The organism is Pseudomonas gessardii (genome assembly GCF_001983165.1).
In the GTDB taxonomy this organism is placed as follows: Bacteria; Pseudomonadota; Gammaproteobacteria; order Pseudomonadales; family Pseudomonadaceae; genus Aquipseudomonas; species Aquipseudomonas gessardii.
Map to the genome: position 1 here is coordinate 59205 of NZ_MNPU01000010.1, position 22543 is coordinate 81747.

The following is a 22543-nucleotide window of genomic DNA, read 5'->3' on the forward strand; positions in this document are numbered from 1 at the left end:
GTGTTTGATGAACCGTAAAGTCGCCTTGATTACCGGTGCCGCCAGCGGCATCGGCCAAGCCCTCGCCGTGGCCTATGCCCGCGCCGGCGTGGCGGTGGTGGGCGGGTACTACCCGGCCGATCCCCATGACCCGCAAGCCACCGTGGGCCTGGTGCAAGCGGCCGCTGGCGAATGCCTGATGTTGCCGCTGGACGTGGGGGATAGCGCCTCGGTGGATAACCTGGCGGCGCAGGCCACCCAGCATTTTGGCCGCCTCGACTACGCCGTGGCCAACGCCGGCCTGTTGCGCCGCGCGCCCTTGCTGGAGATGACCGACGCGCTGTGGGACGAGATGCTCAACGTCGACCTGACCGGGGTGATGCGCACCTTCCGCGCGGCAACCGGGCAGATGAAAGAGGGCGGGGCGCTGGTGGCGATCTCGTCGATTGCCGGTGGCGTGTACGGGTGGCAGGAGCACGCCCATTACGCCGCGGCCAAGGCTGGCGTACCGGGCTTGTGCCGCTCGCTGGCGGTGGAACTGGCGCCGTTGGGGATCCGCTGCAACGCGGTGATCCCGGGGTTGATCGAGACACCGCAGTCGCTGGACGCCAAGAACTCCCTCGGCCCCGAAGGCCTGGCAAAAGCCGCGCGGGCGATCCCGTTGGGCCGGGTCGGGCGGGCGGATGAAGTGGCGTCGCTGGTGCAGTTCTTGACCAGTGAGGCGTCCAGCTACCTGACCGGGCAGAGCATCGTGATTGATGGTGGCCTGACCGTGCGCTGGCCCGACTGACCCCCCTTGAACCCTAAGCAGTCCAAATGTGGGAGCAGGCTTGGCCTAATACCGATCAGTTAAGCGAACGCAATGCTCAAAGCCGCGTAGATCAAATGTGGGAGCGGGCTTGCCCGCGATAGCGGTATGTCAGTGACAGATTTGCTGGCTGACACGCCGCTATCGCGGGCAAGCCCGCTCCCACAGGGAAGCTCACCCGTCTCAACAACAGGAGAATCTGCATGCCTCAACTCAGCAACCGCCGCGCCGTGATCACCGGCGCCGGCAGCGGCATAGGCGCTGCCATCGCCCGCGCCTATGCCGTCGAAGGCGCCCGCCTGCTGCTGGCCGACCGCGATGCCGCGAGCCTGGCCGAAACCGCCATCACCTGCCGCAACCTCGGCGCCGAGGTATTTGAATGCCTGGCCGATGTCGGCAGCGTCGACGGTGCCCAGGCCAGTGTCGATGCCTGCGTCGCGCATTGGGGCGGCATCGATATCCTGGTCAACAACGCCGGCATGCTGACCCAGGCGCGCTGTGTCGACCTGTCCATCGAGCAGTGGAACGATATGCTGCGCGTGGATCTGACCAGTGTGTTTATCGCCAGCCAGCGCGCCTTGCCCCATATGCTCGCCCAGCGCTGGGGGCGGATTATCAATATCGCCTCGCAACTGGGGATCAAGGGCGGCGCCGAACTCACCCATTACGCGGCGGCCAAGGCCGGGGTGATGGGTTTTACCAAGTCCCTGGCCCTGGAAGTGGCCAAGGACAATGTGCTGGTCAACGCCATCGCCCCCGGCCCCATCGAGACGCCCCTGGTGAGCGGCATCAGCGACACCTGGAAGCGCGCCAAGGCCGCCGAGCTGCCCCTGGGGCGGTTCGGCCTGGCCGCTGAAGTGGCGCCCACGGCGGTGCTGCTGGCCAGCGAACCGGGCGGCAACCTGTTTGTCGGCCAGACGCTGGGGCCGAACGCTGGCGATGTCATGCCATGACCGGGGCCTGACCATGTGCGGACTCTGCGGACTGCTGGGCGAAGACCTGCACTGGAGCGATCCTTTGGGCGACGAACTGCCCCGGCGCCGCGAACGCCTGCGCCGGATTGCCGCGATCAACCAGGTGCTGGCGGTGTTCCGGCTCAAGGTCGAAGACTTCCAGGGCGCGTCCTACCTGCTGCTTGGCGCCACCGGCAAGCAGGAATTGGCCAGTGGTCTGGACGCGTTGTGGCGCGCGGCAGAAGGCATGCTCGGCCGCCCACTGGACCCCCTCGATCCCAAACTGCTCGATCACCTGGAAGCTACCCCGCAACGCCTTTAAATATGGGTGCCGTTCAGAATACTCAAAGCAGCGAAGATCAAATGTGGGAGCGGGAGGTATAAATATGAGCATCGCACTGAATGTCATCACCGGCTTCCTCGGCAGTGGCAAGACCACCTTGCTCAAGCGCCTGCTACAAGGCGAAAGCCTCGGCGAGACTGCGCTGCTGATCAATGAGTTCGGCGATGTCGGCATCGATCACCTGCTGGTCGAAGCCGTCGCGCCCGACACCGTGCTGCTGCCCAGCGGCTGTATCTGCTGTTCCATTCGCGGCGAGTTGAAAGACGCGCTGCTGGGCCTGCTGCAACGCCGCGAGCGCGGGGAAATCCCGGCGTTCAAACGGGTGATCCTGGAAACCACCGGCCTCGCCGACCCGGCGCCGATCCTAGCCACCTTGAACAACGACGTGCAACTGCGCGGGCGCTTTCATATCGGCCTGGTGGTGACCCTGGTCGATGCTAGCCACGCCGCCCTGCAAGAGCGCCTGCACCCGGAATGGCTGGCCCAGGTGGCGGCGGCCGATCGCCTGCTGCTGAGCAAGATCGATCGGGTGGATAACTGCGATGGCCTGCGCCAGCACCTGGCCGCGCTGAACGCCGGCACGCCGATCCTGAATGCCTGCGAGGTGCATAGCGGCGATCAACTGCTGCTGGGCGAGGGCCTGCGCAGCGCGACGCCGGCCGTGGAAGTCGGGCGCTGGCGGCTGCATCAGGCGTCTTCCACGCCCTCTACCCACGGTGCGGCGCAGGTGTGTTGCCTGACCTTCGACCAACCCCTGGACTGGGTGGGCTTCGGGGTCTGGTTGTCGATGCTGTTAAGATGCCATGGCGAACGCATTCTTCGCGTCAAAGGACTGCTCAACGTGAACGCAAGCTCGGCCCCCATCGTCATTCATGGCGTGCAGCATTGCCTGCATGCCCCGGTTCATTTGCCTGCATGGCCGGGCACGGAGCGCCAGTCGCGCCTGGTGTTTATCCTGCGCGGCCTGGACCCGGCGTTGTTGCGCCGTTCCTTTGAGGTGTTCTCCCGGCGGTTGGCAGCATGATTACCCTACGTGTCCTCGGTACTTCAGTGACCCTGCTCGAAGCGTTGCGCGTGCGCGCCGAACAGGAGCTGGGCATCCGCCTGGTGTACCAGGTGCACGATGTAGCACAGGCGCAGCGCATTGCGGTGATGCAGCCCGACAGCTACGACCTCTACGACCAGTGGTTTCACAACGTCGATTTTGTATGGCCGGCGCGGGCGATCCAGCCCATCGACACCCGGCGCATTGCCCTGTGGCACGAGATCAACGACCTGCCCAAGCGCGGGCGCCTGAGTGCCAATGACCGCCTGGGCAGCGGCAGCGTGCCCAGCGAGCGCCTGTTCGTGCAGCACGACGGCAGCCTCGGCAGCGCCGTTACCGAGCGCATCAGCATGCTGCCCCTGACCCACAACGCCGACAGCTTTGCCTACCGCCCCGAGCGTTTGCCCGAAGGCTTTTGCCGCCGCAACGAAAGCTGGGGCTGGCTGCTGGACCCGGCCTGGCGTGCACGCACCGCGTTGCAAAGCGATGCGGCCATCGGCGCCCTGGATGCCGCGTTGGCGGTGCAGGGGGCGGGGCTGGCCCACTTCAACGACATCGGCAATATGAGCATCGAAGAGATCGATGTGCTGGCTGAGATCCTGGTGCGCAAGCAGAAGGAAGGGCATTTCGCCGCGTTCTGGTCCGACGATGAAGAAGCGGCGCACTTGATGCTCAGCCCCAGCATCGATATCCAGAGCCTGTGGTCGCCGACCTTGATGCGCCTGCATCGGGCCGGGGTCAAATACCGCCTGGCGGTGCCCCGCGAAGGCTACCGCGCCTGGTTCGGCGGCCTGTCGCTGTCGCGTCACGCCAAAGGTCCGGTGCTGGACGCCGCCTACGCCTACCTCAACTGGTGGTTGTCGGGTTGGCCCGGCGCGGTGATGGCCCGCCAGGGTTACTACATCGGCAACCCGGCGCGCAGCCGTGACCACCTGAGCCGTGCCGAGTGGGACTACTGGTACGCCGGCCTGCCCGCCCGCGAAGAGCTGCCGGGCAGCGATGGCCTGCCGCTGATCGAGGTCGGCGAGGTGCGCGATGGCGGCTCCTATGAGCAGCGCATGGGGCATATCGCCGTGTGGAACTCGGTGATGGACGAGCACAACTACCTGGTGCGCCGCTGGGGCGATTTTATGCGGGCCCGCGCCGTGTAGCCGGTGATTTGTCGTCAAAATAATGTCAGCCCACCGCCCGTATTTATTAGGTTTACTTCTGCCCTGCGACGGCTAATCTGGGTTTTCCAAATGTTCTGAATGAACGGGCATTTATTTGACGCCGGGCCTGCAGTCGCGAGGGATGCGTATGACAAAAGGACGCTTGAGCTGGGGCGCGGGCACGCTACCAGGAGGCAAGCGGATGAAATGGCGCCACGCCTTCCAGGCGCGGCTGGCCGGGGTGTTGGCGTTATTGCTGCTGGTGGTGGTAGGCGCGGTGTACTTTGCCGTGAAAGTGGCCACTACCCATGCCGTGGAGAATCAGGCCCAGGTGCAACTGGAGACCGGCAGCCGAGTGTTCGAGCGGTTGCTGGACTTGCGCGGGCGGCGCCTGCAATACGGCCTGGACTGGCTGACGGTGGATGCGCAGTTTCGCCGGGCAGTCGCCGCGGGCGAGCCGGCACAGATCCTTGCCGCCCTGCGCCATCATGGCAGCGGGATCCGTGCCAGCGAGGTGTTTGTGCTGGGGCTCGATGGGCAGGTCATCGTCAGCACCCTGGCCGGCGTGCCTGCGCAGCAAGTCTTTCCCTATGCCCAGGCGCTGCGCTACGCCCGGCGCAACTCCTTGCAAATGCTGATTGTGGCCCTGGCCGGCCAGCCGTTCCTGCTGGTGCAGGAAGAGGTGCTGGATCCACTGCCCATTGCCCGGGTGGTCATGGGTTTTTCCATGGATGAGGCGTTTGCCGCCGAGTTGCGCTCGTTGAGCAACCTGGAAGTGTCGTTCATGAGCGTGGACCAGGGCCAGCCGGGCACCTTGTTCAGCACCCAGCCCCTGGCCGACCGCCCGGCCATTATCCAGGCGCTGTATGACCCCAATCCCGCCGAACTGGCGCAGATGAGCCAACTGCACGGCCAGCGCTTTCTCAGCCAGGTGCTGCCCCTGGCCAACACCGGGGATGGTGGGCACGTCATGGCCTTGCTGCAAAGCCCGCTGGACCAGGCCCTGCAATCCTTCGCGCCGCTGGACCGGCAATTTCTCGGCATTGCCCTGGCGGCCTTGCTGGTCTCGCTGGTGGGCGCACTGTTGATGGCGCGCCGGGTGTCGCGCCCGCTCGATGCCCTGGTGCAGGCGGCCGAGCGCATCGGCGCCGGTGACTACCGCACGCCGGTGGCGGTGCGCGGCAAGGATGAGTTCGGCCTGTTGGCCCGGGCCTTCAACGCGATGCAGAGCGGCATCGCCGTGCGCGAACGGCAACTGGCACACAACGCCCTGCACGATGCATTGACCGGCCTGCCCAACCGCGCCCTGGCCATGGAGCGCCTGGGCAGTGCGATCAGTGCGCGGCGCCCGGTGGTGTTGCTGTACCTGGGGATCGAAAACTACCGGGTGATCAACGAAGGCTTCGGCCCCCAGGGCGTCGAGGAAATGCTGCGTGAGGCCAGCCGCTGCCTGCTGTCGAGCCTGGCGGCGGGGGATTCGGCGGCGCGCATTACCGGCAGTGAATTCCTCGTGTTGCTGGAAAACACCAAGCTCGACAGCGCCGTGGCCCGCGCCGACCGCCTGTACAGCCTGTTGACCGAACCGCAGCGGGTCGGTGGCGACGAGCTGCGCCACGAAGTGAGCATGGGCATTGCCGCCTACCCCGAAGATGGCCAGCAGGTCGAAGAACTGATCAGCCGCGCCGCCATTGCCCGCCACGATGCGGCCGCGTTGCCTGGCTACTTGCAGATCTATCAACAGGACCGCGACCTCGCCCATCAACGCCAGATCAACCTGATCCGCGACCTGCGCCGCGCCGCCATCGAAGACGAACTGTTCCTGTGCTATCAGCCCAAGCTCGACCTGCGCCATGGCTATGTGCGCCAGGCCGAGGCGCTGTTGCGCTGGCAGCACCCGACCCTGGGCCTGGTGTCGCCCGCCGAATTCATCCCCCTGGCCGAGCGCTCCGGCAGCATGGCCAGCCTGACCCATTGGGTGATCGAAGAGGCGATCCGCCAGTTGGCCGAGTGGAGCGTGCGCGGGCTGGAGGTGCAGCTGTCGCTGAATATCTCGGTGGACGACCTGGGCGACGAAGGGCTGGCGCCACGGGTGACCGAATTGCTGGAGCGGCATGGGGTGCTGGCCGGGCAGTTGATTTTCGAGATCACCGAAAGCGCGATCATGCACAACCCGGAACAGGCCTTGCGCATCCTTGAGCAACTGCGCGGCTGTGGCATCAGCCTGTCGGTGGACGACTTCGGCACCGGCTACTCGTCCCTGGCCCAGTTGCAGCGCCTGCCGGTGCAGGAATTGAAGATCGACCAGTCCTTTGTGCGCAACCTCGACAGCACCAGCGGCGACGCGGTGATCGTGCGTTCGACCATCGAGATGAGCCACAACCTGGGGCTCAAGGTGGTGGCCGAAGGGGTGGAGTTCGAGCCCAGCCTGGCACTGCTCAAACAATGGAATTGCGACACCGCCCAGGGCTACCTGATCAGCCGGCCGTTGAATGCCAGGGCGTTTGAGATGTGGATGCGCCGGGATCGCAGCACGGTGTGACGGGCCTGTGGGAGAGGGCTTGTGTGGGAGCAGGCAAGCCAGCTCCCACATTTGAACGGTATTTCAAATAAAAAACCCCGGAATCCCGGGGTTTTTTGTTGCAGCTGTCGCTTAATCCGCCAGCTTGAACGCCATCACATAGTCACCCTGCTTGGTCCCCAGGGAACCATGACCGCCCGCCACGACCAGCACGTACTGCTTGCCGTCCTTGCCGGTGTAGGTCATCGGGGTGGTTTGCGCGCCTGCAGGCAGGCGGCCTTCCCACAGTTGCTTGCCGTTTTTCACGTCATAGGCACGCAGGTACTGGTCGAGGGTGCCGCTGAGGAAGGACACGCCACCGGCCGTGGTGAAGGTCCCGCCCAGGCTGGGCACGCCCATGCTCAGGGGGATCGGTACTGGCGAGCTGTCACGCACGGTGCCGTTCTTGTGCATCCAGATGGTCTTGTTGGTGGTCAAGTCCACGGCCGCCACATAACCCCAGGCCGGCGCCTGGCACGGTAGGCCCATGGGCGAGAGCATCGGTTCCAGGACCACGCCATACGGCGTGCCTTTGTTCGGCTGCACGCCTTCGGTCTCGCTGACACGCGGGCCCATGGCGGCAATTTTTTCTGCCGGGATCATGGTTGACTTGAACGCCATGTAGCTTGGGTTGACGAAGGCGATCTGGCGCACCGGGTCAACCGAAATGCCGCCCCAGTCGAACACGCCGAAGTTGCCCGGGTAGACGATCGAGCCTTGCAGCGATGGCGGGGTGAACGGGCCGTCGTAGCGCAGGGACTTGAAGTCGATCCGGCACAGCAGTTGGTCGAACGGGGTCACGCCCCACATGTCACGCTCCTTGAGGGGCGGTGGCATGAAGTTGAGGTCGGACTTGGGTTGGGTGGGCGAGGTGTGATCGCCCGCGACCGCGCCTTGCGGCACCGGGATTTCGTTGATCGGCACCACCGGCTCGCCCGTTGCACGGTCCAGCACATAGATGCTGCCTTGCTTGGTCGAGGCCATCACGGCTTGCTTCACGCCGGCGGCGGTCTTGATGTCGATCAGGCTTGGCTGGCCGCCCACGTCCATGTCCCACAGGTCATGGTGGGTGAACTGGTAGTGCCAGCGCACTTTACCGGTGTTGATATCCAGGGCCGTCAGGCCGGCAGCATGCAGCTCGGAAGCCGGTGTGCGGTAGCCACCGAACTGGTCCGGGGTTTGGTTGCCCATGGGCAGGTAGAGCATGCCGAGTTTTTCATCGACGGCGAACATCGACCACATGTTGGGCGAGTTGCGGGTATAGGTCTTGCCTTCGGCAATCGGCGTGGTGTCGTCCGGGTTGCCGCTGTCCCAGTTCCACACCAGCTTGCCGGTGTGCACGTCGAACGCGCGGATCACGCCGCTGGGCTCGTCGGTGGAGACGTTATCGGTGACGTGACCGCCAATCACCACCAGGTTCTGGGTCACGGCCGGCGGCGAGGTGGAGTAGTAGCCACCGGGGGCGAAGGTGCCGATATTGGCACCCAGGTCGACCTGGCCTTTGTCGCCGAAGTCTTCGCACATCTTGCCGGTGTCGGCGTTCAGGGCGATCAGACGGGTGTCGGCGGTCGGCAGGAAGATGCGACGCGGGCAGGCATTGGCCGCTGGCGCAGCGGCACCGGTGGCCGGGCTTTGCGCGGTGGCGGCGTAGGCGGCGTCATCGTGATAGGTCACGCCACGGCAGGTCATGTGCGCCCAACCCTTGAAGTTCGCGGCTTTTTGCGTCGAGAGCTTGGGGTCGAAACGCCAGATTTCCTTGCCGGTGTCCGGGTCAAGGGCGATTACCTGGCTGTGCGGCGTACACACGTAGAGCATGCCGTTGACTTTCAGCGGGGTGTTTTCCGCGGTGGTTTCACCGGGATCGCCCGGGCCAGGCAGGTCGCCGGTGCGATAGGTCCAGGCCGGCACCAGCTTGTGCGCGTTCTCAGGGGTGATCTGCGCCAGCGGCGAGTAACGGTCACCGAAGGCCGAGCGGCCATAGGAATTCCAGTCGCCATCGGCCTGGGCCGGGGCGGCGTTGGTCATGCCCGGCACCGCGTCGCGGTCCAGTTGGCCTTTGATTTCACCGGGGTTGGTGAACTGGCTGGCCACGGCGGTGGCGCCGGCCAGCACCACGGCCACGCTCAGTGCGCCGGTGCCCAGCGGGGCCGGTTGGCCACGCAGCAGGGGGCGGCGGAACCACGGCAGCAGCATGACAATGCCCAGGCCGAACAGCAGGGCCAGGCGCGGCACCAACTGCCACCAGTCCAGGCCGACTTCCCACAGGGCCCACACCGTGCTGGCGAACAGCACCACAGCGTACAAGCCCAGCGCCGCGCGGCGCGTGGCCAGCAGCAGGATGCCGGTCAAGGTGAGGCCAATACCCGCCAGCAGGTAGTACAGCGACCCGCCGAGCATGCTCAGCTTGATGCCCCCGGCCAACAAGGCCAGGCCCATGATCAGCAGCAAGATCCCCAGCAACCTGGGCAGCAGGCGGCTTGGACTTGAAGCACCATCAGTGCTCATAGTGTGATTCTCCGTGACGTTTAAGGTAGTCCCGCGCTTGTTCACTGTAGATGACGTTTGTGCGCAGGCTTGGTTCAGGTCTCATTGCGTTTATTCAGATTCAGAAGGACGCTTGCAGCTTGATCCCGCCGACCAGCGCGTCATCCACCTGGGCGACGGCCCCCGGATGACGGATGTATTGCAGGTTCGGGCGCACCGTCAGCCAGTTGCTGACATGCACGCCGTAATAGAGCTCGGCGCTGTATTCGGTGTCTTGCACCGGCAGGTAGGCGGCGGCGTCAAAATCGTAGACCGCACGGGCCTGGTTGCTGGCCTGGGCGCTCTTGCGATAGGCCGGGTTGACGTGCACGCGGGCCACGGCAAAGCCGATATCGTCCCGGGCGCGGGCATCGAAGGGGCCTTTGTAGACCACCCCGGCCTGCACATAGTTATCCACAGCGTTGGTTTTCTTATCGTGCATCGTCGCGTTGGCGAACACACTCAAGCCACGGGAGTGGTCACTGGCCAGGCTGGTGACCTGCTGCTGCACGCCCAGCCATACGCCGTGCTTGCTGGAGGCGCTGCGATAGGCCTCGCCACTGACGGCTGCGGGCTGGTCGTTGCGATCCTTGTACACGTCGCTGGCCTTGGCGCTGCTGTAGTAGTAACCGGCGCGGTATTCGCCCGGCAGGCCGTGGACCTTTGGCGTCCACACCAGCTCCACCGGCAGCAGGGCGCCCTGGGTGCCGCTGCCGCTGAGCTTGAAGCCATTGCCGTGATCGAGGTTGGACGGGTTCTGCTCATAGGCGCCGATTTGCGCGTACAACTCGGGTGTCAGGTGGTATTTGACCCGCAGCGCCCATTGGCTCACCGGCCAGTTGTACCAGATGCCACCGACCCAGTTGCCCACCTGGGAGCCGCAGAACGCCAGGTTCTGGAAGTCGCAGGGGAAGCTGTTGAAGTCTTCGCCTTCGCCAAAGCGCCCGGCCTTGATGTCGAGCGTCTGGTCGAAGAATTGCTGCTGGTACCACATCTGCGTCAGGCGCCAGGTCTGGCCCCGGCCCCAGACTTCCTGGGACGAAGTAAAACCGCCGACCCGTGGGTCGTTGATGCGATCGTTAGTAATGTTATTGCCACTGCGCTCGGTGATCGTCAGTTGGAACTCGGCGTTGTGCCAGCCAAGGATCTTCTGCAGGTCCAGGTGACTGCCGAAGGCCCATTGGTCGCTGTAGCGCGCCGTGCGGTCATGGTCCGAGCCGCCGTGCAGGTTGCTGCCCATCTCGCCGGTGTAGTCGATCTTGAAGTCGTAACCTTGTTCAGACAGCGCTGTCCGGGAACCGCCGAAATCACCCAGCATCCACGGTGACTCACGGTCAAAGGCCGGCGCGGCCTGGGCACAGGGGATCAGGCACAAAGGCAGCAGCGCAGCGCACTGGCGCAGTGTTGGGAAAGCAGGCATAGGCAAGGGCAGGTCTTAATAGTTTTGGTTTTTGGTACGCAAACGGCGGCCGGGGGGTGGACGCGCGTCAGGTCTGGCTGAAAGATGAAACGTTTCAGTTTGTTACGGACAAGGATAAAGCGCCGGCTCGGGGAGAGAAAGCGCTAATCGCAAGATGGATTCTTTCGGATTTGGTAACAGTGCGTGCAAGCACCGCAAAACCAGTGTGGGAGCTGGCTTGCCTGCGATAGCGGTGGGTCAGCCACTATTTTCAGTGACTGACCCACCGCTATCGCAGGCAAGCCAGCTCCCACAGGTGAATATCAGTGTCTGTTAGAAGGTCGTGCGCAAGCCCACCTGCACACTGCGCCCCGGCGCCGGCGCGATATCGCGCAGGATTGAGCTGGCATAGCGTACGGTCTGGTTGGTCAGGTTCTCGCCATCAACAAACGCCAGCCACTGGCTACCACCCAGGTTGAAGCGATAGCCGGCACTGGCGCCCAAGGTGGTGTAGCCATCGGTGCCGCTTTCATTGGCCGGGACGCGGCCTTGGCCAGCAGCATGCTGGACGTCGATCCGCGCCTGCCAGCGGTCCAGTTCCCACAGCAAGCCACTGTTCAGGCGCAGCGGGGCAATACGGGGCAGGGCTTCGCCGGTGTCCAGGTTGGTGGCGCGGGTGTAGTCGCCCGACAGTTCCAGGGCAAATTTGCCGTAGGCACTTTCACCCAGTTTCCAGTGATCCTGAGCTTCAAAGCCGACGAAACGTGCGCGCACACCTGAGTAGGTGTATTCCGGGATGCCGCTGGCGTCTTCTTCGCCTTCGTCATTCAAGGTGCGACCGCTGTTCAGCAGGCCGATGTAGTTGGAGAAGTGGCTGTAGAACACGCCAACACTGCCCTTGTGCGTACCATTGTCAAAACGCAGCGCCAGGTCGCTGGCCACGGCTTTTTCCTTGGACAGCTTGGCATCGCCCACTTCATAAGTACCGGTGGCGACGTGGGCGCCGTTGGCATACAGCTCGTAGAAGGTCGGGGCGCGTTCGGTGTAGCCCAGGGTCGCGGCCAGCGACCAGATGGGGGTCAGGGTGTAGACCGCGCCCGACGACAGGCTGCCAGCGGTGAAGCTACTGGAGCGGTTGGCCTTGGCAAACCGCGCGTTGCCTTTGCCATCCGGGTCGACGGTGGTGTGTTCCAGGCGCCCGCCCAGGCTCAGCTTCAGGCGCTCGGTGGCCTGCATTTCTTCGAGGATAAACAGCGCGCCGGCATTGGTATCGGTCTGCGGTACAAAGGCTTCCTCGCCCAAGGCGGAAAATTCGCTACGGCTGACCTGGGCACCGACGATGCCATCAAAAGGCCCCATCGCCTGGTGCCGCGCTTCGATACGCGCCTCATAGCCCTTGTTCTTGAAGGTGGTGCCGGTTTCGCCGCCTTCGATTTCCCGGTGTTCGTAATCGGTGTAGCCGGCGTCGAGTTTGACCGAGGTAAACGGGCCTTGCAGGTTGCGGATCTCGGAGGCGAAGGCGTAGTGCTCCTGTTGCATGCGGATGCGCACGTCCTGTTCGGCGGGCGAGCCGTAGTTGCTGTCGGAATTGCTGTAGGACAACCCGGCGTAACCGTCGTCCCACGTGTAGGAACCGCCCACGGCACCGCTGTCCTGGCGCCCGTCGCTGTTGCCCAGGCGGCCGTTTTTGCCGGGGCCGTTTTCGCTTTCCGCAGCGTGGCGGCTGCGGGCGTAACCTGGGATTTTCAGGTCGTTGAATTGCCGTGCGCTGGCATCCAGGTGCAGGGCGAAGCTGCCGTTGCCGGCTTCCAGTTTGCCGGCGCTGCTGCGGGTGGTGTCGGCGCCGCCGTAGCGCAACTCGCCCGCGCCGTGGATGCCTTCGATGGCTTCGGTGGGGATGCGGTTGTCGAAGGTATTGACCACCCCGCCGATGGCGCTGCCGCCGTAGAGCAGGGCGGCCGGGCCCCGGACGATTTCGATGCGCTCGACGTTGACCGGGTCCAGCGGCACCGCATGGTCATAGGACAGCGACGAGGCATCCAGCGCGCCGACGCCATTGCGCAGGATGCGAATGCGGTCGCCATCCTGGCCGCGGATGATCGGGCGGCTGGCGCCAGGGCCGAAGTACGACGACGACACCCCAGGCTGCTTATTCAGGGTTTCGCCCAGGCTGCCTTTTTGTTGCAGGGTCAGGTCATCGCCTTCCAGCACGGTGCTTGGCGAGGCCAGTTGTTGGCTGCCCAGCGGGTTGCCGGTGATGACTTGGGGTTGCAGTTCCAGGGCGTGGGCCTGGGTGCCGATCAGCAGGGCGGCGGCCAGCGGGCTCAGGCGCCAGAGAGGGGAGAGGGACATCGGGGGTTCCTTGGCAAAGCAGAGAGGGTGGATATTTATAGTTACAATATAACATCTCTTTTTGCTCCAGGAAGCGGAACTTTTCAGCGGCTATAGTGAACACGGTGCTTCCGCCTGCCAGGCCTCTCGGCTAAGGTGCGCGGCTTCTTCTTTATTTACTTGGCAAAGGCCCGGCATGACCGCATCGAACAACAACCCCCTGCACGGCGTTACCCTGGAACAGGTGCTCACTGCACTGGTGGCGCACTACGAATGGGAAGGCCTGGCCGAGCGCATCGATATCCGCTGCTTCAAGAACGACCCGAGCATCAAGTCCAGCCTCACGTTCCTGCGCAAGACCCCGTGGGCGCGGGAGAAGGTCGAAGGCCTGTACGTCAAGCTGATGCGCACCAAACGCCCGCTGGACTGATCCCATGAAGCGCTTTGTCGCGGCAGCGGCACTGGCCGGTTGGGCAGGCCTGGCGATCCAGCAATACCTGATCCTTTCGTCACGCTGGCTGGCCGATGCCAGCCTGTTGGGTGGGTTGGTGAATTTTTTCAGCTTTTTCACGGTGCTGACTAACACCCTGGCGGCGGCGGTGCTGAGTTATGCACTGGTGAATCGCCCTTCGGCTGGGCGCCGCTTTTTCCTACAGCCTGCGGTCAGCAGCGGGATCGCCGTGAGCATCGTGGTCGTAGGGCTGGCCTATAGCCTGCTGCTGCGGCATTTGTGGAGCCCCGAGGGCTGGCAGTTTATCGCCGACGAATTACTCCACGATGTGATGCCGCTGCTGTTCCTCGGCTATTGGTGGTGGTGCGTCCCCAAGGGCACGCTGCGCCTGCGGCACATTGGGTATTGGGTGATTTACCCGTTGGTGTATTTCATTTATGTGCTGCTGCGCGGGCATGTGCTGGGGCAGTATCAGTACCCGTTTATTGATGTCGGCACCTTGGGTTATCCACAGGTGTTTATGAATGCCGGGGGGATATTGCTCGGGTTTGTGCTGGTGGCGCTGGCGATAGTGGGGCTGGACAAGCTCCCCAAGGCAACGAAGGACTAATGTGGGAGCGGGCTTGCCCGCGATTGCAGTGGATCAGTAGCAAATGTGCCGACTGATACAGCGCAATCGCGGGCAAGCCCGCTCCCACATTTTGACCGAGTAAGTCCTATTCTTCGCTACTGCCCTCGGCCCGCCAGTAGCCCACCGCCTTGACGAACTCATCGTCAAGCCGGTGCTTATCCAGCAGCACCCGCCGCACCTGGCGCGACAGCCTGGTCTCGGTGGCGACCCAGGCATACAGCGATCCACCCGGTAGCTGCAGGTTCTCCACGGTGCTCAGCAGGTCATCGACCCCGCGCACCACCCAGATCACCTCGACATCCGCCGCACTGCCAAGTGCCTGCTTTTCATGCACATCGGCAATTTCAATCACCGCCAGCACCGTGCGCCCGGCCGGCAGTTCTTCCAGGCGCCGGGCAATGGCCGGGATCGCGGTTTCGTCGCCCACCAGCAGGTAGCTGTCGAAGATATCCGGCACGATCATCGAGCCCCGGGGCCCGCCGATGTACAGGTGTTGGCCGACGGCTGCCTGCTCGGCCCAGGTCGATGCCGGGCCATCGCCATGCAGCACAAAGTCGATATCCAACTCGCCAATGGCCAGGTCGAAGCGCCGTGGCGTGTAGTCGCGCATTGCCGGCTGGGGCCCCTCGCCCTTGATGGCGAAGGTCGGGCTTTGCAGCGCGGCCAGTTCGGCGGCGTTCTGCGGGAACAGCAGCTTGATATGGTCATCGCTGCCCAGGCTGATAAACCCGGCCAGTTGCTCGCCACCCAGGGTGATGCGGCGCATGCGCGGGGTGATATCGACCACCCGCAGTACCTCCAGGCAGCGGCGTTTGATCTCGTGGGTAACGCGGTGGATGGCGGGCTTGTTCATGCACTTTTCCCCTGTACAGGTTGGACGGGCGGGCCATCCACAATGGCTTGGGCGGTGCTGTTGAGCAGCCCCGCGACACGCGTGATTTCTTCCGGGCTCCAGCGGCCGTGATGCAGCTGCAAGGCATGGCGCAGGTTATGCACCGCCTCGTGGATCTCCGGTGGCCGGTCATGGCCGCGCAGCGAACGCTTGCTCACGTCGATGCGCATGCGCACACCGTCCAGGGCAATGCTCTGTTCGCTCAAGAAGAGACGTCCGGCGTCGGTGATTGTGTAGCGTTTTTTCCCGCCCTCGGCGTCGCCGCTGATCAATTCGCTCTCTTCCAGAAAGGTCAGGGTGGGGTAGATCACCCCGGGGCTGGGGCTGTAGGCGCCGTCGAACAAGGCCTCGATCTGGCGGATCAGGTCGTAGCCATGGCACGGCTGCTGGGCGATCAGCGCCGGCAGGAGGATTTTCAGGTCGCCCGGGGCGAAGACCCGCGGGCCTCGGCCACCGCGCTCGCGGCCTGGGCGTTTCTCGAAGCCGTCGCGGCCGTCACCGGGTTCACGGTGGGAATGAGGGTCTCTCATTGGGATGCTCTCTGTGGGTTTCTAAGACATAACGTAAGATATATCTTAATGGCGGAGCAACGCTTGCCGACGAACGGTAGGGTGCCGCTGCGCTTATCCACTGGCAATTAATAGATTGTCGGTTTAAATGAACTCATGGAGTCTTTGCTCTAATTGCAGCGATGCTTAGTGGTGGGTGGCCGTGTGCTACTTTTCTTACGGAACATTGTTCTTTGGGTGTGGGTTAAGTTGGTGATAGTTGTCCTCCAGGTATTACAGCCAGTAATTGGTTTTTTCGGGTTCCAGGTTTTTTTCCATGCAACATAAGGACTTGAAGCTACGAGTTACAAGGAATTGGCTGGCTTACCTGAAGTTAAATTCGGTTGATCATTTACTCGCGTCTTAAGACTCAACTCATAAAGTGATAGTTGGATCTTTGGCGTGGAATGAAGTTTCGATCAACTCGAACCTTTAACTTAATTAGTGACAACAGGTATTTAATGATGCTGAAAAAGACTGCTTTCGTCCTGCCTCTGGTGATGTTGGCCATCGGTTCTTCCAGCGTGTTTGCAGCTGGTGAAGCCACCAGCGTCATCAACATCAAGGCGACGATTCCTACCAAACAGTTCCATGCCCAGCCGTTGGATCCAGAGTTCGGTAAGGATGAAACCATGGCCTACAACACCGTTACCGGTCTGTTGAGCCCCATCCGTGCGACCTACGCGGTGAAAAATACCGACGGTTCGATCAAGGCCTACATCGAAGGCGGTCCGGCTTCCCTGACCAACGGCACTTCTTCCATTCCCCTGACCACCACCTTCAACGGCGTGACCCTGACCGGTTCGCCGCTGGAAGTCGTGGATGACGCCAGTTCCACCCCAGGCACCCAGGCCGACATGGTGGTGGTGGCAGCCAAGCCGGCCGACACCGATGCGGGCCTGTTCACCACCAACTACACCGTGGTGTTCGACCATGAGCCGCGCGTAACCCCATAAAGGTGACCTGTTGACCAATAAGCATCGGCTTATTGCTTAGCACCTACCGATCGACAGGCAGCCGCTGTCGGTTGATCGGTATTCAAGTATTTCCTGTGCGTATTCAGAGTATCCGTTCATGTTCCCGATGATTTTCATCGCGGCAGCGCTTGCCTTGTTGTTTTGTACGGGAGCGTTTGCAGCTGACGCGGCAACTGGCACAACCCCCAGAAGTTTGCTGTCCCAGGCCAAGGGTTTACCGGCGGATTTTGAAGAACATTTTTTTGATGTGCCGCTGGCGGTGCGGGTTGAACTGGACCAGGAGTTCGTCTCTGAGGCGATGATTGTCCTGACCCGTGACGACCGCCTGACTTTGCTGGATTTTACCGATCACGAAGGCAGTGTGATCAAGGATATCGAACGTGACCGCTGGGGTGACTACCTCAAGCAGGGCGTGCCGTTGGGCGCTTGCCAAGGCAACTGCCCGGAGCAACTGCTGGCGGTCCACTACAACCTGGAAAAGTCCCTGGTCACCCTGTTGACCGAGAACGCCGAGCGCGAAGGGTTCGAGCCGCAGTATTACTCCCTGCCCACCGGCGGCAGCACCGGCCTGATCGTGCGTAACCAACTCAATATCAGCGGCGGCCAGGGCCAGGACCTGGGCGGGCGCCTGGGGCTGGATGCCAACGCCAGCCTGGGCAACTGGAGCCAGGTGTTGAACATGCAGTTCTCGCGCCTGGGCGGGCCGGACGACGATGCCCTCAACCATGCGGTGTACTCCCTGTATGGCCAGCGTGAAATGCACGGCGAGTTCCTGCGCCTGGGCTACTTCACCCCCAATGCCGAAGGCCTGACCCGCCAGTTGCGCACCTTCGGCGCCAGCCCGGACACCGCCGTGGGCGTGATGTACGGCAGTTCCGACAGCCTGATGATCGCCAACCCCAAGCCGAGCATCTACCCCATTTATGTCACCGCCAACCGCCAGGGTTCGGTGGAGATCTACCGCAATGGCCTGCTGATCAACACCCAGGCGGTCGCCACTGGCCTGCAAAGCCTGGACACGCGGCCCCTGCCGGGCGGCATTTATGAGGTGGAAGTGCGCCTGGTGGAAGATGGCCAGACCACCAGCACCACCCAGGAATTGGTGTACAAGCCCAACAACTGGCGCAACCTCGACAACCGTTGGCGCTACAACGTGTTTGCCGGGCAGGAAAGCAAGCTGCTGAGCAACTGGGATGAACAGCCCAGTGGCGACCTGACCGCCGGCGCGTCCATCAACTACCTGGCGCACCCACGGGTGGTGCTGGGGCTGTCCGGGCGCCAGGTCAAGGACAACATGCAGTACGGCACGTCCATCGACTGGACCCTGGCCAACAATGCCAGCCTCTATGCCAACGTCTACCAGACCGATAACTACGGCACCGGCGTCGACTTCAACAGCCTCTACAATTACGGCCTGGGCAGCGTGGTGCTGAACCACACCCGCAGCTGGCTGGACAACCGCAACACCTACGAAGTCCTGCCCGACGGCATCCGCATTCGCCAGCGCGATGTGTTTGTCGGCCAGACCAGCCTCTCAGCGCTGTCCGTCAACCACCGCTTGAGCAACCTGCGCTCCATCAGCGCGCGGCTGTCCTACAGCGAAGGCAATACCCAAGGCACTGGCCTGGACCTGGGCTGGACCGAACGCACCCACCTGTTCGGCAGCGATGCCAACTGGCGCTTGTCGCTGTTCGACCGTCCGGCCAGCTCCAGCACCGGCGACAAGCGCAACCGCGGGGTCGACCTGAGTGTCAGCCTGGCCCTCGGCAGCCCCGGCGAGCAGTGGTCCGCCAGCATCGGCACCCGCACCTCCCGCGAAGGCACGCGTGACAACAACGGCTCGCTGACCTACCGCCGCGACCTGCAAGACCATGTGCTGCAAAGCGTCTCCGGCACGGTGCTGGCCGACACCTACGGCGTGGGCCTGTCCGGCATGGCCAGCTTCCAGACCGATGCGGTCAATGGTGACGGCTTTGTGCAGCGCTCCTCGTTCAACAACGACCTGACCGGTGGCCTGAACCTGGACAGCACCTTCGCCCTCGGCGGGCAACGGATGGTGCTGACCAGCCAGTACGCCGGCAGCGGCTCGGGGATGATTGTCGATGTTGAAAGCGATGTGGAGGACATCGTCCTGCGCGCCGATGACTTGAGCGGCGGCAGCACCCTGCTGCGGGCCGGGCGCAACTTTATCCCGATCACCGCCTACAAGGGCAGTTCGGTGAGCTTCGACTTTGACGGCAACCACGCCCCGGCGGCGAATATCCAGCCCCCGCGTACTGCCTACCACCTGAACAAGGGCGGTGTGGATTACCGCAAGATCAGCGTGATGCGCAGCGTCACCGTGCTCGGTCGCCTGGTGGACCCCCAGGGCAAACCGCTCAAGGGCCATCACATCATCAACCACGCCAGCCGTGGGGTGAGCGAGGTCGATGGGTTCTTCTCCCTGGAAATGAACGCCAGCTCGCCGACCCTGGAAGTGCGGCGCAACAACCAGTTGCTGTGCCAGTTCCGCCTCGATACCACCCAGGCGCGCAATGAAAACGATGTGCTGATGATCGGCGACCTGCGTTGTACGCCGGACACCCTGGCCGATTCCACCTTCACCACTCAGACCGCAGGTTGAGTGCCATGACGAGATTTGCGATCACTATGCGACCTCTCTATACGTTGATCAGCCGGCTGGGCGTCGTGGGCGCGGCCCTGGCGTTCAGCTCAGCGGCAGCGGCTCTGACCCAGGACATTTCGGCGGTGTTTACACCGGACCCGGCCAATCCGTTTGAGAACAAGTTTCGCAATACCACCCCCATCAGCTCGATCTGTGCAGCCCACATTCCCAGTCAATGCAAGGCGCTGAATATTTTCAGCCTCCGGGTGGAAGACTTCGCCGCGCATTCCAACGCACCGATTATGGCTAACCATGAAAATGAGCGGCAGGGCTTTATGGTCAAGTTGCCCACGGACTGGCGTGATGTACAGGTTACCCATAGCCGGACGGGAGAGGTCGAGACGGTAAAAATGCGTATCGCTGGCGTCGGCAACCTATGGTTTGTTCCCCGCCCGCCTGGCGTGTCTGCCTGGGCACAACCGGGTGTCAGTTGGGATAACCAATGGCGTAATGCACCGGGTCCTTGCCAAACCACCCGGCACCTTGCCGCCGGTACGTCATTTGCGTCGTATTTTTGGCTGGCCCCCGAAGGGGCGGGTGCATGCAGCCGCAAGCCGTCCCGGGACCTTGCCACCATGCGCTTGAGGACCATGGAATACGCCTACGAACTCAGGACGCCCAACCCATTGGGCATGTCCAGTGGCGAGTACACCGGGAGCCTGACATACACCATAGGGCCCGGTGGGGATTACGATTTTGGCGATGTGCTCATCCCCACCGACAACCAACTCACGTTCAACTTTAACCTGGAGGTGCAACACCAGTTGCAGGTGGAAGTGCCCCCCGGCGGCAATCGTGTCGAACTGGTGCCCCAGGGCGGCTGGCAAGCCTGGTTGAACCGGGGCCGCAAGCCGGCGCGGTTGTTCCGTGACCAGACCTTCAATATCTCCGCGTCGTCACGTTTCAAGATGCAGATGGCCTGCGAGCGGGTCATCGGCGACACCTGTGCCTTGAGAAACACCACCGACGGTCACGAAGTGCCGGTGGATGTCAGCGTCAGCCTGCCCCATGGCCTGAGTCGTGACGACGGAGGGGCAGTGAGTCGCCAGCCATTGCTGTTGAGCGGTGTGGGCACCGAGTTGTTTCAATCGGGGTTCTACGTCAACCGCCGGCCCGGCACCCTGCATTTCGAGGTCAAGAAAGACTACGCCGACCAGATGCTGGAGCGGGGCGGCAGTACCTACTCGGGCCAGGTCACGGTGGTCTGGGATTCGGAACTCTAAATGAGGTTTATGGCAATGAAACATCTGTTGGCGCTGTGTGCGCTGTGCTGGTTGCCGCTGTCGGCCCCGGCCGCTCCCAATATCAATGTGGGGGTGTTCTATGACTATCTGGATGGCGACAAGACGACCTACCTCAAGCGGGTCTTCAATGGCGGTGACAGCACCGCCTTTATCAAGGTCTCGGTGATGGAAATCCTCTACAACGCCGATGGCAGCTCCGAAGAAGTCGAGCTCAAGAGCAACCCCGAGAACACCGCCCGCGATGGCCTGATGGCTACGCCGGCGCGGATGATCGTCCCGGCCAATGGCATGCAGGGCACGCGTTTGCTGTATCTCGGCGCGCGGGAAAAGGAGCGCTATTTCCGCCTGCGCTTCGTGCCGGTGATGCCCGAGGCCGAGGATGAGTTTGTGGTTTCCAGTGAGGAGCGCGAAGCCTACAAAAACAGCCTGTCGGCCGGGGTCACGGTATTGGCGGGGTTTGGCACGGTGTTCTTTGTGCGGCCCAAGGACACGCGCTTTGCCACGCGGGTAGAGGAGCGCGCCGGTGAATACGGGCTGCGCAACGACGGTAACAGCGTGGTGGTGGTGGATCAGTTCAAGGACTGCGCCAGCGGCGATGCCCAGGACTGCCTGCCGGTGACCAAGAACCACATCCTGCCGGGGCGTGCCTTCAGCTTTTCCAAGCAGGCCGGGCGAACCTATCGCTTCACCCTGGTCGAGGGCCGCGAGAAACAACCCTATGAGGTCAAAGGCTGATGAACCGTGAGAAGGCCCATGCTGCCCGTTATCGGTCGGGCAAGTTGTCCAAATTCATCCTGGGGACGTTGTTGCTGCTCGGTGCGGCCTTGCTCAGCGCCCAGGCCCTGGCGATCCGTGAAGAGCAGGTGTTCGACGTGTCGGTCACCATCCCGACCGCCGACTTTTATGTATTGCCGATCAACTCGCAGTTTCTGGAGCGCGAGCAGGAAATGGCCTGGAACCTGGTGACCAGGACCCTCAAGCCCCTGCGCGAACACTTCGACGTGAAGAACAGCGCCGGCGGGATTGTCGCCCGCCTGGGCCAACTGCCCACCTTGTCCAACGGCCGGCGCCAGATCCTGCTGAATGTCTCGTTCAACGGCCAATGGCTGGACCTAGCGGACAGCCTGGTGGTGCCCGCCGATGAAGCGCGGGCCGGCAAGCGTGTGCTGTTGGAAATTGCCGCCGTAGAGCCCCCGGACGGCTATGTCCCGGGCGACTATTTTGGCAGCGTGCATCTGATCTTCGACGCGTTGCTACCGTAAACAACGAGGTGCTTATGAAATACCTGTATGCAGCACTGGGCCTGTGCCTGTGGTCCCTGAATGTCCAGGCGGGCCCGGCCATCAATGTCGGCGATTTCTACGACTACATGAACGCCGATAAAAACACCTACCTCAAGCGCGTGTTCAATGGCGGGACCAGCACCGCCTTCGTCAAGGTCAATATCACCGAAATGCTCTACAAGCCCGATGGCAGCTATGACGAAGTGCCGCTCAAGGACCAGGCCAATGGCGTGGTGCGCGATGGCCTGATGGCCAGCCCGGCGCGCCTGATCGTGCCGGCCAATGCCATGCAGAGCACGCGCTTCCTGTTTATGGGCGAGCGCGACCGTGAACGCTACTTCCGCGTGCGCTACCTGCCGGTGGCGCCGGAGAAGGACGATGACTTCGGCATCAACGACGAAGACCGTGCTGCCTATGAAGCCTCCCTGGCGGCGGGCGTGCGGGTGATGTCCGGCTACGGCACGGTGTTCTTCGTACGGCCTACCGAAAGCCGTTTCGACACCCGCGTCGAAAACGGCGGCCGGCGCTACACCTTGCGCAATGCTGGTAACACCGTGGTGGTGGTGGATGAGTTCCAGGATTGTGCCGTGGGCGATCGCAGCGACTGTGCGCCGATCACCAAGAACCACATCTTCCCGGGCCGGGTGTTTTCTTTCGATAAACAGGCTGGGCGCATCTATCGGTTCTTCCTGGTGGAAGGCAGTAGCGAGAAAGTGATCGAGATCAACGGCTAAACCCATGTCGGCGCGAGCGTGCTCGCGAA

Annotated in this window: 19 protein-coding genes; 14 read left to right on the forward strand and 5 right to left on the reverse strand. The window is 62.9% G+C overall.

Annotation, left to right across the window (positions count from 1 at the left end; translation table 11 throughout):
* Positions 1-7: 7 nt before the first annotated feature.
* From BLL38_RS09765 to BLL38_RS09790, 6 genes are all read left to right on the forward strand, one after another.
* On the forward strand, positions 8-769 hold the full coding sequence (locus BLL38_RS09765) for an SDR family NAD(P)-dependent oxidoreductase (protein WP_076962377.1): 762 nt from the start codon (positions 8-10) through the stop codon (positions 767-769).
* Positions 770-990: 221 nt separating this feature from the next.
* On the forward strand, positions 991-1740 hold the full coding sequence (locus BLL38_RS09770) for an SDR family NAD(P)-dependent oxidoreductase (protein ID WP_076962378.1): 750 nt from the start codon (positions 991-993) through the stop codon (positions 1738-1740).
* A 13-nt stretch (positions 1741-1753) separates the two neighbouring features.
* The gene (locus BLL38_RS09775; protein ID WP_076962379.1) at positions 1754-2062 is read left to right on the forward strand and encodes a hypothetical protein; all 309 of its coding nucleotides are present in this window, start codon (positions 1754-1756) and stop codon (positions 2060-2062) included.
* Positions 2063-2126: 64 nt separating this feature from the next.
* Positions 2127-3107 carry a CobW family GTP-binding protein gene (locus BLL38_RS09780; RefSeq protein ID WP_076962380.1) on the forward strand — a complete coding sequence of 327 codons (981 nt, stop codon included), beginning with the start codon at positions 2127-2129 and terminating at the stop codon, positions 3105-3107.
* The gene (locus BLL38_RS09785; RefSeq protein ID WP_076962381.1) at positions 3104-4279 is read left to right on the forward strand and encodes an ABC transporter substrate-binding protein; all 1176 of its coding nucleotides are present in this window, start codon (positions 3104-3106) and stop codon (positions 4277-4279) included. The genes BLL38_RS09780 and BLL38_RS09785 overlap by 4 nt, the downstream gene beginning before the upstream one ends.
* 202 nt (positions 4280-4481) lie before the next feature.
* Positions 4482-6818: a putative bifunctional diguanylate cyclase/phosphodiesterase gene (locus BLL38_RS09790; RefSeq protein ID WP_076962382.1), complete on the forward strand. Its 2337-nt coding sequence runs from the start codon at positions 4482-4484 to the stop codon at positions 6816-6818.
* Positions 6819-6929: 111 nt separating this feature from the next.
* On the opposite strand, the gene BLL38_RS09795 is transcribed toward BLL38_RS09790, so the two are convergent.
* From BLL38_RS09795 to BLL38_RS09805, 3 genes are all read right to left on the reverse strand, one after another.
* Positions 6930-9341, reverse strand: a complete 2412-nt coding sequence (locus tag BLL38_RS09795; protein WP_076962383.1) for a glucose/quinate/shikimate family membrane-bound PQQ-dependent dehydrogenase — start codon at positions 9339-9341, stop codon at positions 6930-6932.
* Positions 9342-9441: 100 nt separating this feature from the next.
* On the reverse strand, positions 9442-10779 hold the full coding sequence (locus BLL38_RS09800) for a carbohydrate porin (RefSeq protein WP_076962384.1): 1338 nt from the start codon (positions 10777-10779) through the stop codon (positions 9442-9444).
* 312 nt (positions 10780-11091) lie between these two features.
* Positions 11092-13110 carry a TonB-dependent receptor gene (locus BLL38_RS09805; RefSeq protein WP_076962385.1) on the reverse strand — a complete coding sequence of 673 codons (2019 nt, stop codon included), beginning with the start codon at positions 13108-13110 and terminating at the stop codon, positions 11092-11094.
* A 175-nt stretch (positions 13111-13285) separates the two neighbouring features.
* Between BLL38_RS09805 and BLL38_RS09810 the strand changes: the two genes are divergently transcribed.
* Together BLL38_RS09810 and BLL38_RS09815 are read left to right on the forward strand one after the other, a co-directional pair.
* Positions 13286-13519 carry a VF530 family protein gene (locus BLL38_RS09810; RefSeq protein WP_057438302.1) on the forward strand — a complete coding sequence of 78 codons (234 nt, stop codon included), beginning with the start codon at positions 13286-13288 and terminating at the stop codon, positions 13517-13519.
* A 4-nt stretch (positions 13520-13523) separates the two neighbouring features.
* A complete protein-coding gene (locus tag BLL38_RS09815; RefSeq protein ID WP_076962386.1) occupies positions 13524-14150 on the forward strand; it encodes a Pr6Pr family membrane protein in 627 nt (208 codons plus the stop codon).
* Between the two features lie 106 nt (positions 14151-14256).
* Here the strand turns inward: BLL38_RS09815 and BLL38_RS09820 are convergent, their stop codons facing one another.
* Both BLL38_RS09820 and BLL38_RS09825 read right to left on the reverse strand, forming a co-directional pair.
* Positions 14257-15024, reverse strand: a complete 768-nt coding sequence (locus BLL38_RS09820; protein ID WP_076962387.1) for a siderophore-interacting protein — start codon at positions 15022-15024, stop codon at positions 14257-14259.
* Positions 15021-15593, reverse strand: a complete 573-nt coding sequence (locus BLL38_RS09825) for a PadR family transcriptional regulator (protein WP_076962388.1) — start codon at positions 15591-15593, stop codon at positions 15021-15023. Before BLL38_RS09825 ends, BLL38_RS09820 begins: the two co-directional genes overlap by 4 nt.
* 482 nt (positions 15594-16075) lie before the next feature.
* Here BLL38_RS09825 and BLL38_RS09830 point away from each other — a divergent pair, with 482 nt between their 5' ends.
* The 6 genes from BLL38_RS09830 to BLL38_RS09855 all read left to right on the forward strand — a co-directional run bounded on the left by BLL38_RS09830 (position 16076) and on the right by BLL38_RS09855 (position 22514).
* Positions 16076-16567, forward strand: a complete 492-nt coding sequence (locus BLL38_RS09830; protein ID WP_076962389.1) for a CS1 type fimbrial major subunit — start codon at positions 16076-16078, stop codon at positions 16565-16567.
* Positions 16568-16685: 118 nt separating this feature from the next.
* Positions 16686-19211 (forward strand): CS1-pili formation C-terminal domain-containing protein, encoded by a 2526-nt coding sequence (locus BLL38_RS09835; RefSeq protein ID WP_076962390.1) that lies wholly within the window; start codon positions 16686-16688, stop codon positions 19209-19211.
* Between the two features lie 5 nt (positions 19212-19216).
* Positions 19217-20476, forward strand: a complete 1260-nt coding sequence (locus BLL38_RS09840; protein WP_242627608.1) for a hypothetical protein — start codon at positions 19217-19219, stop codon at positions 20474-20476.
* Between the two features lie 15 nt (positions 20477-20491).
* Positions 20492-21232 (forward strand): pilus assembly protein, encoded by a 741-nt coding sequence (locus BLL38_RS09845; protein ID WP_076962392.1) that lies wholly within the window; start codon positions 20492-20494, stop codon positions 21230-21232.
* On the forward strand, positions 21232-21759 hold the full coding sequence (locus BLL38_RS09850) for a CS1 type fimbrial major subunit (RefSeq protein ID WP_130898210.1): 528 nt from the start codon (positions 21232-21234) through the stop codon (positions 21757-21759). The genes BLL38_RS09845 and BLL38_RS09850 overlap by 1 nt, the downstream gene beginning before the upstream one ends.
* Positions 21760-21773: 14 nt before the next feature.
* Entirely contained in the window at positions 21774-22514 is a 741-nt protein-coding gene (locus tag BLL38_RS09855) for a pilus assembly protein (protein WP_076962393.1), read from the forward strand.
* The last annotated feature ends 29 nt before the right edge of the window (positions 22515-22543 follow it).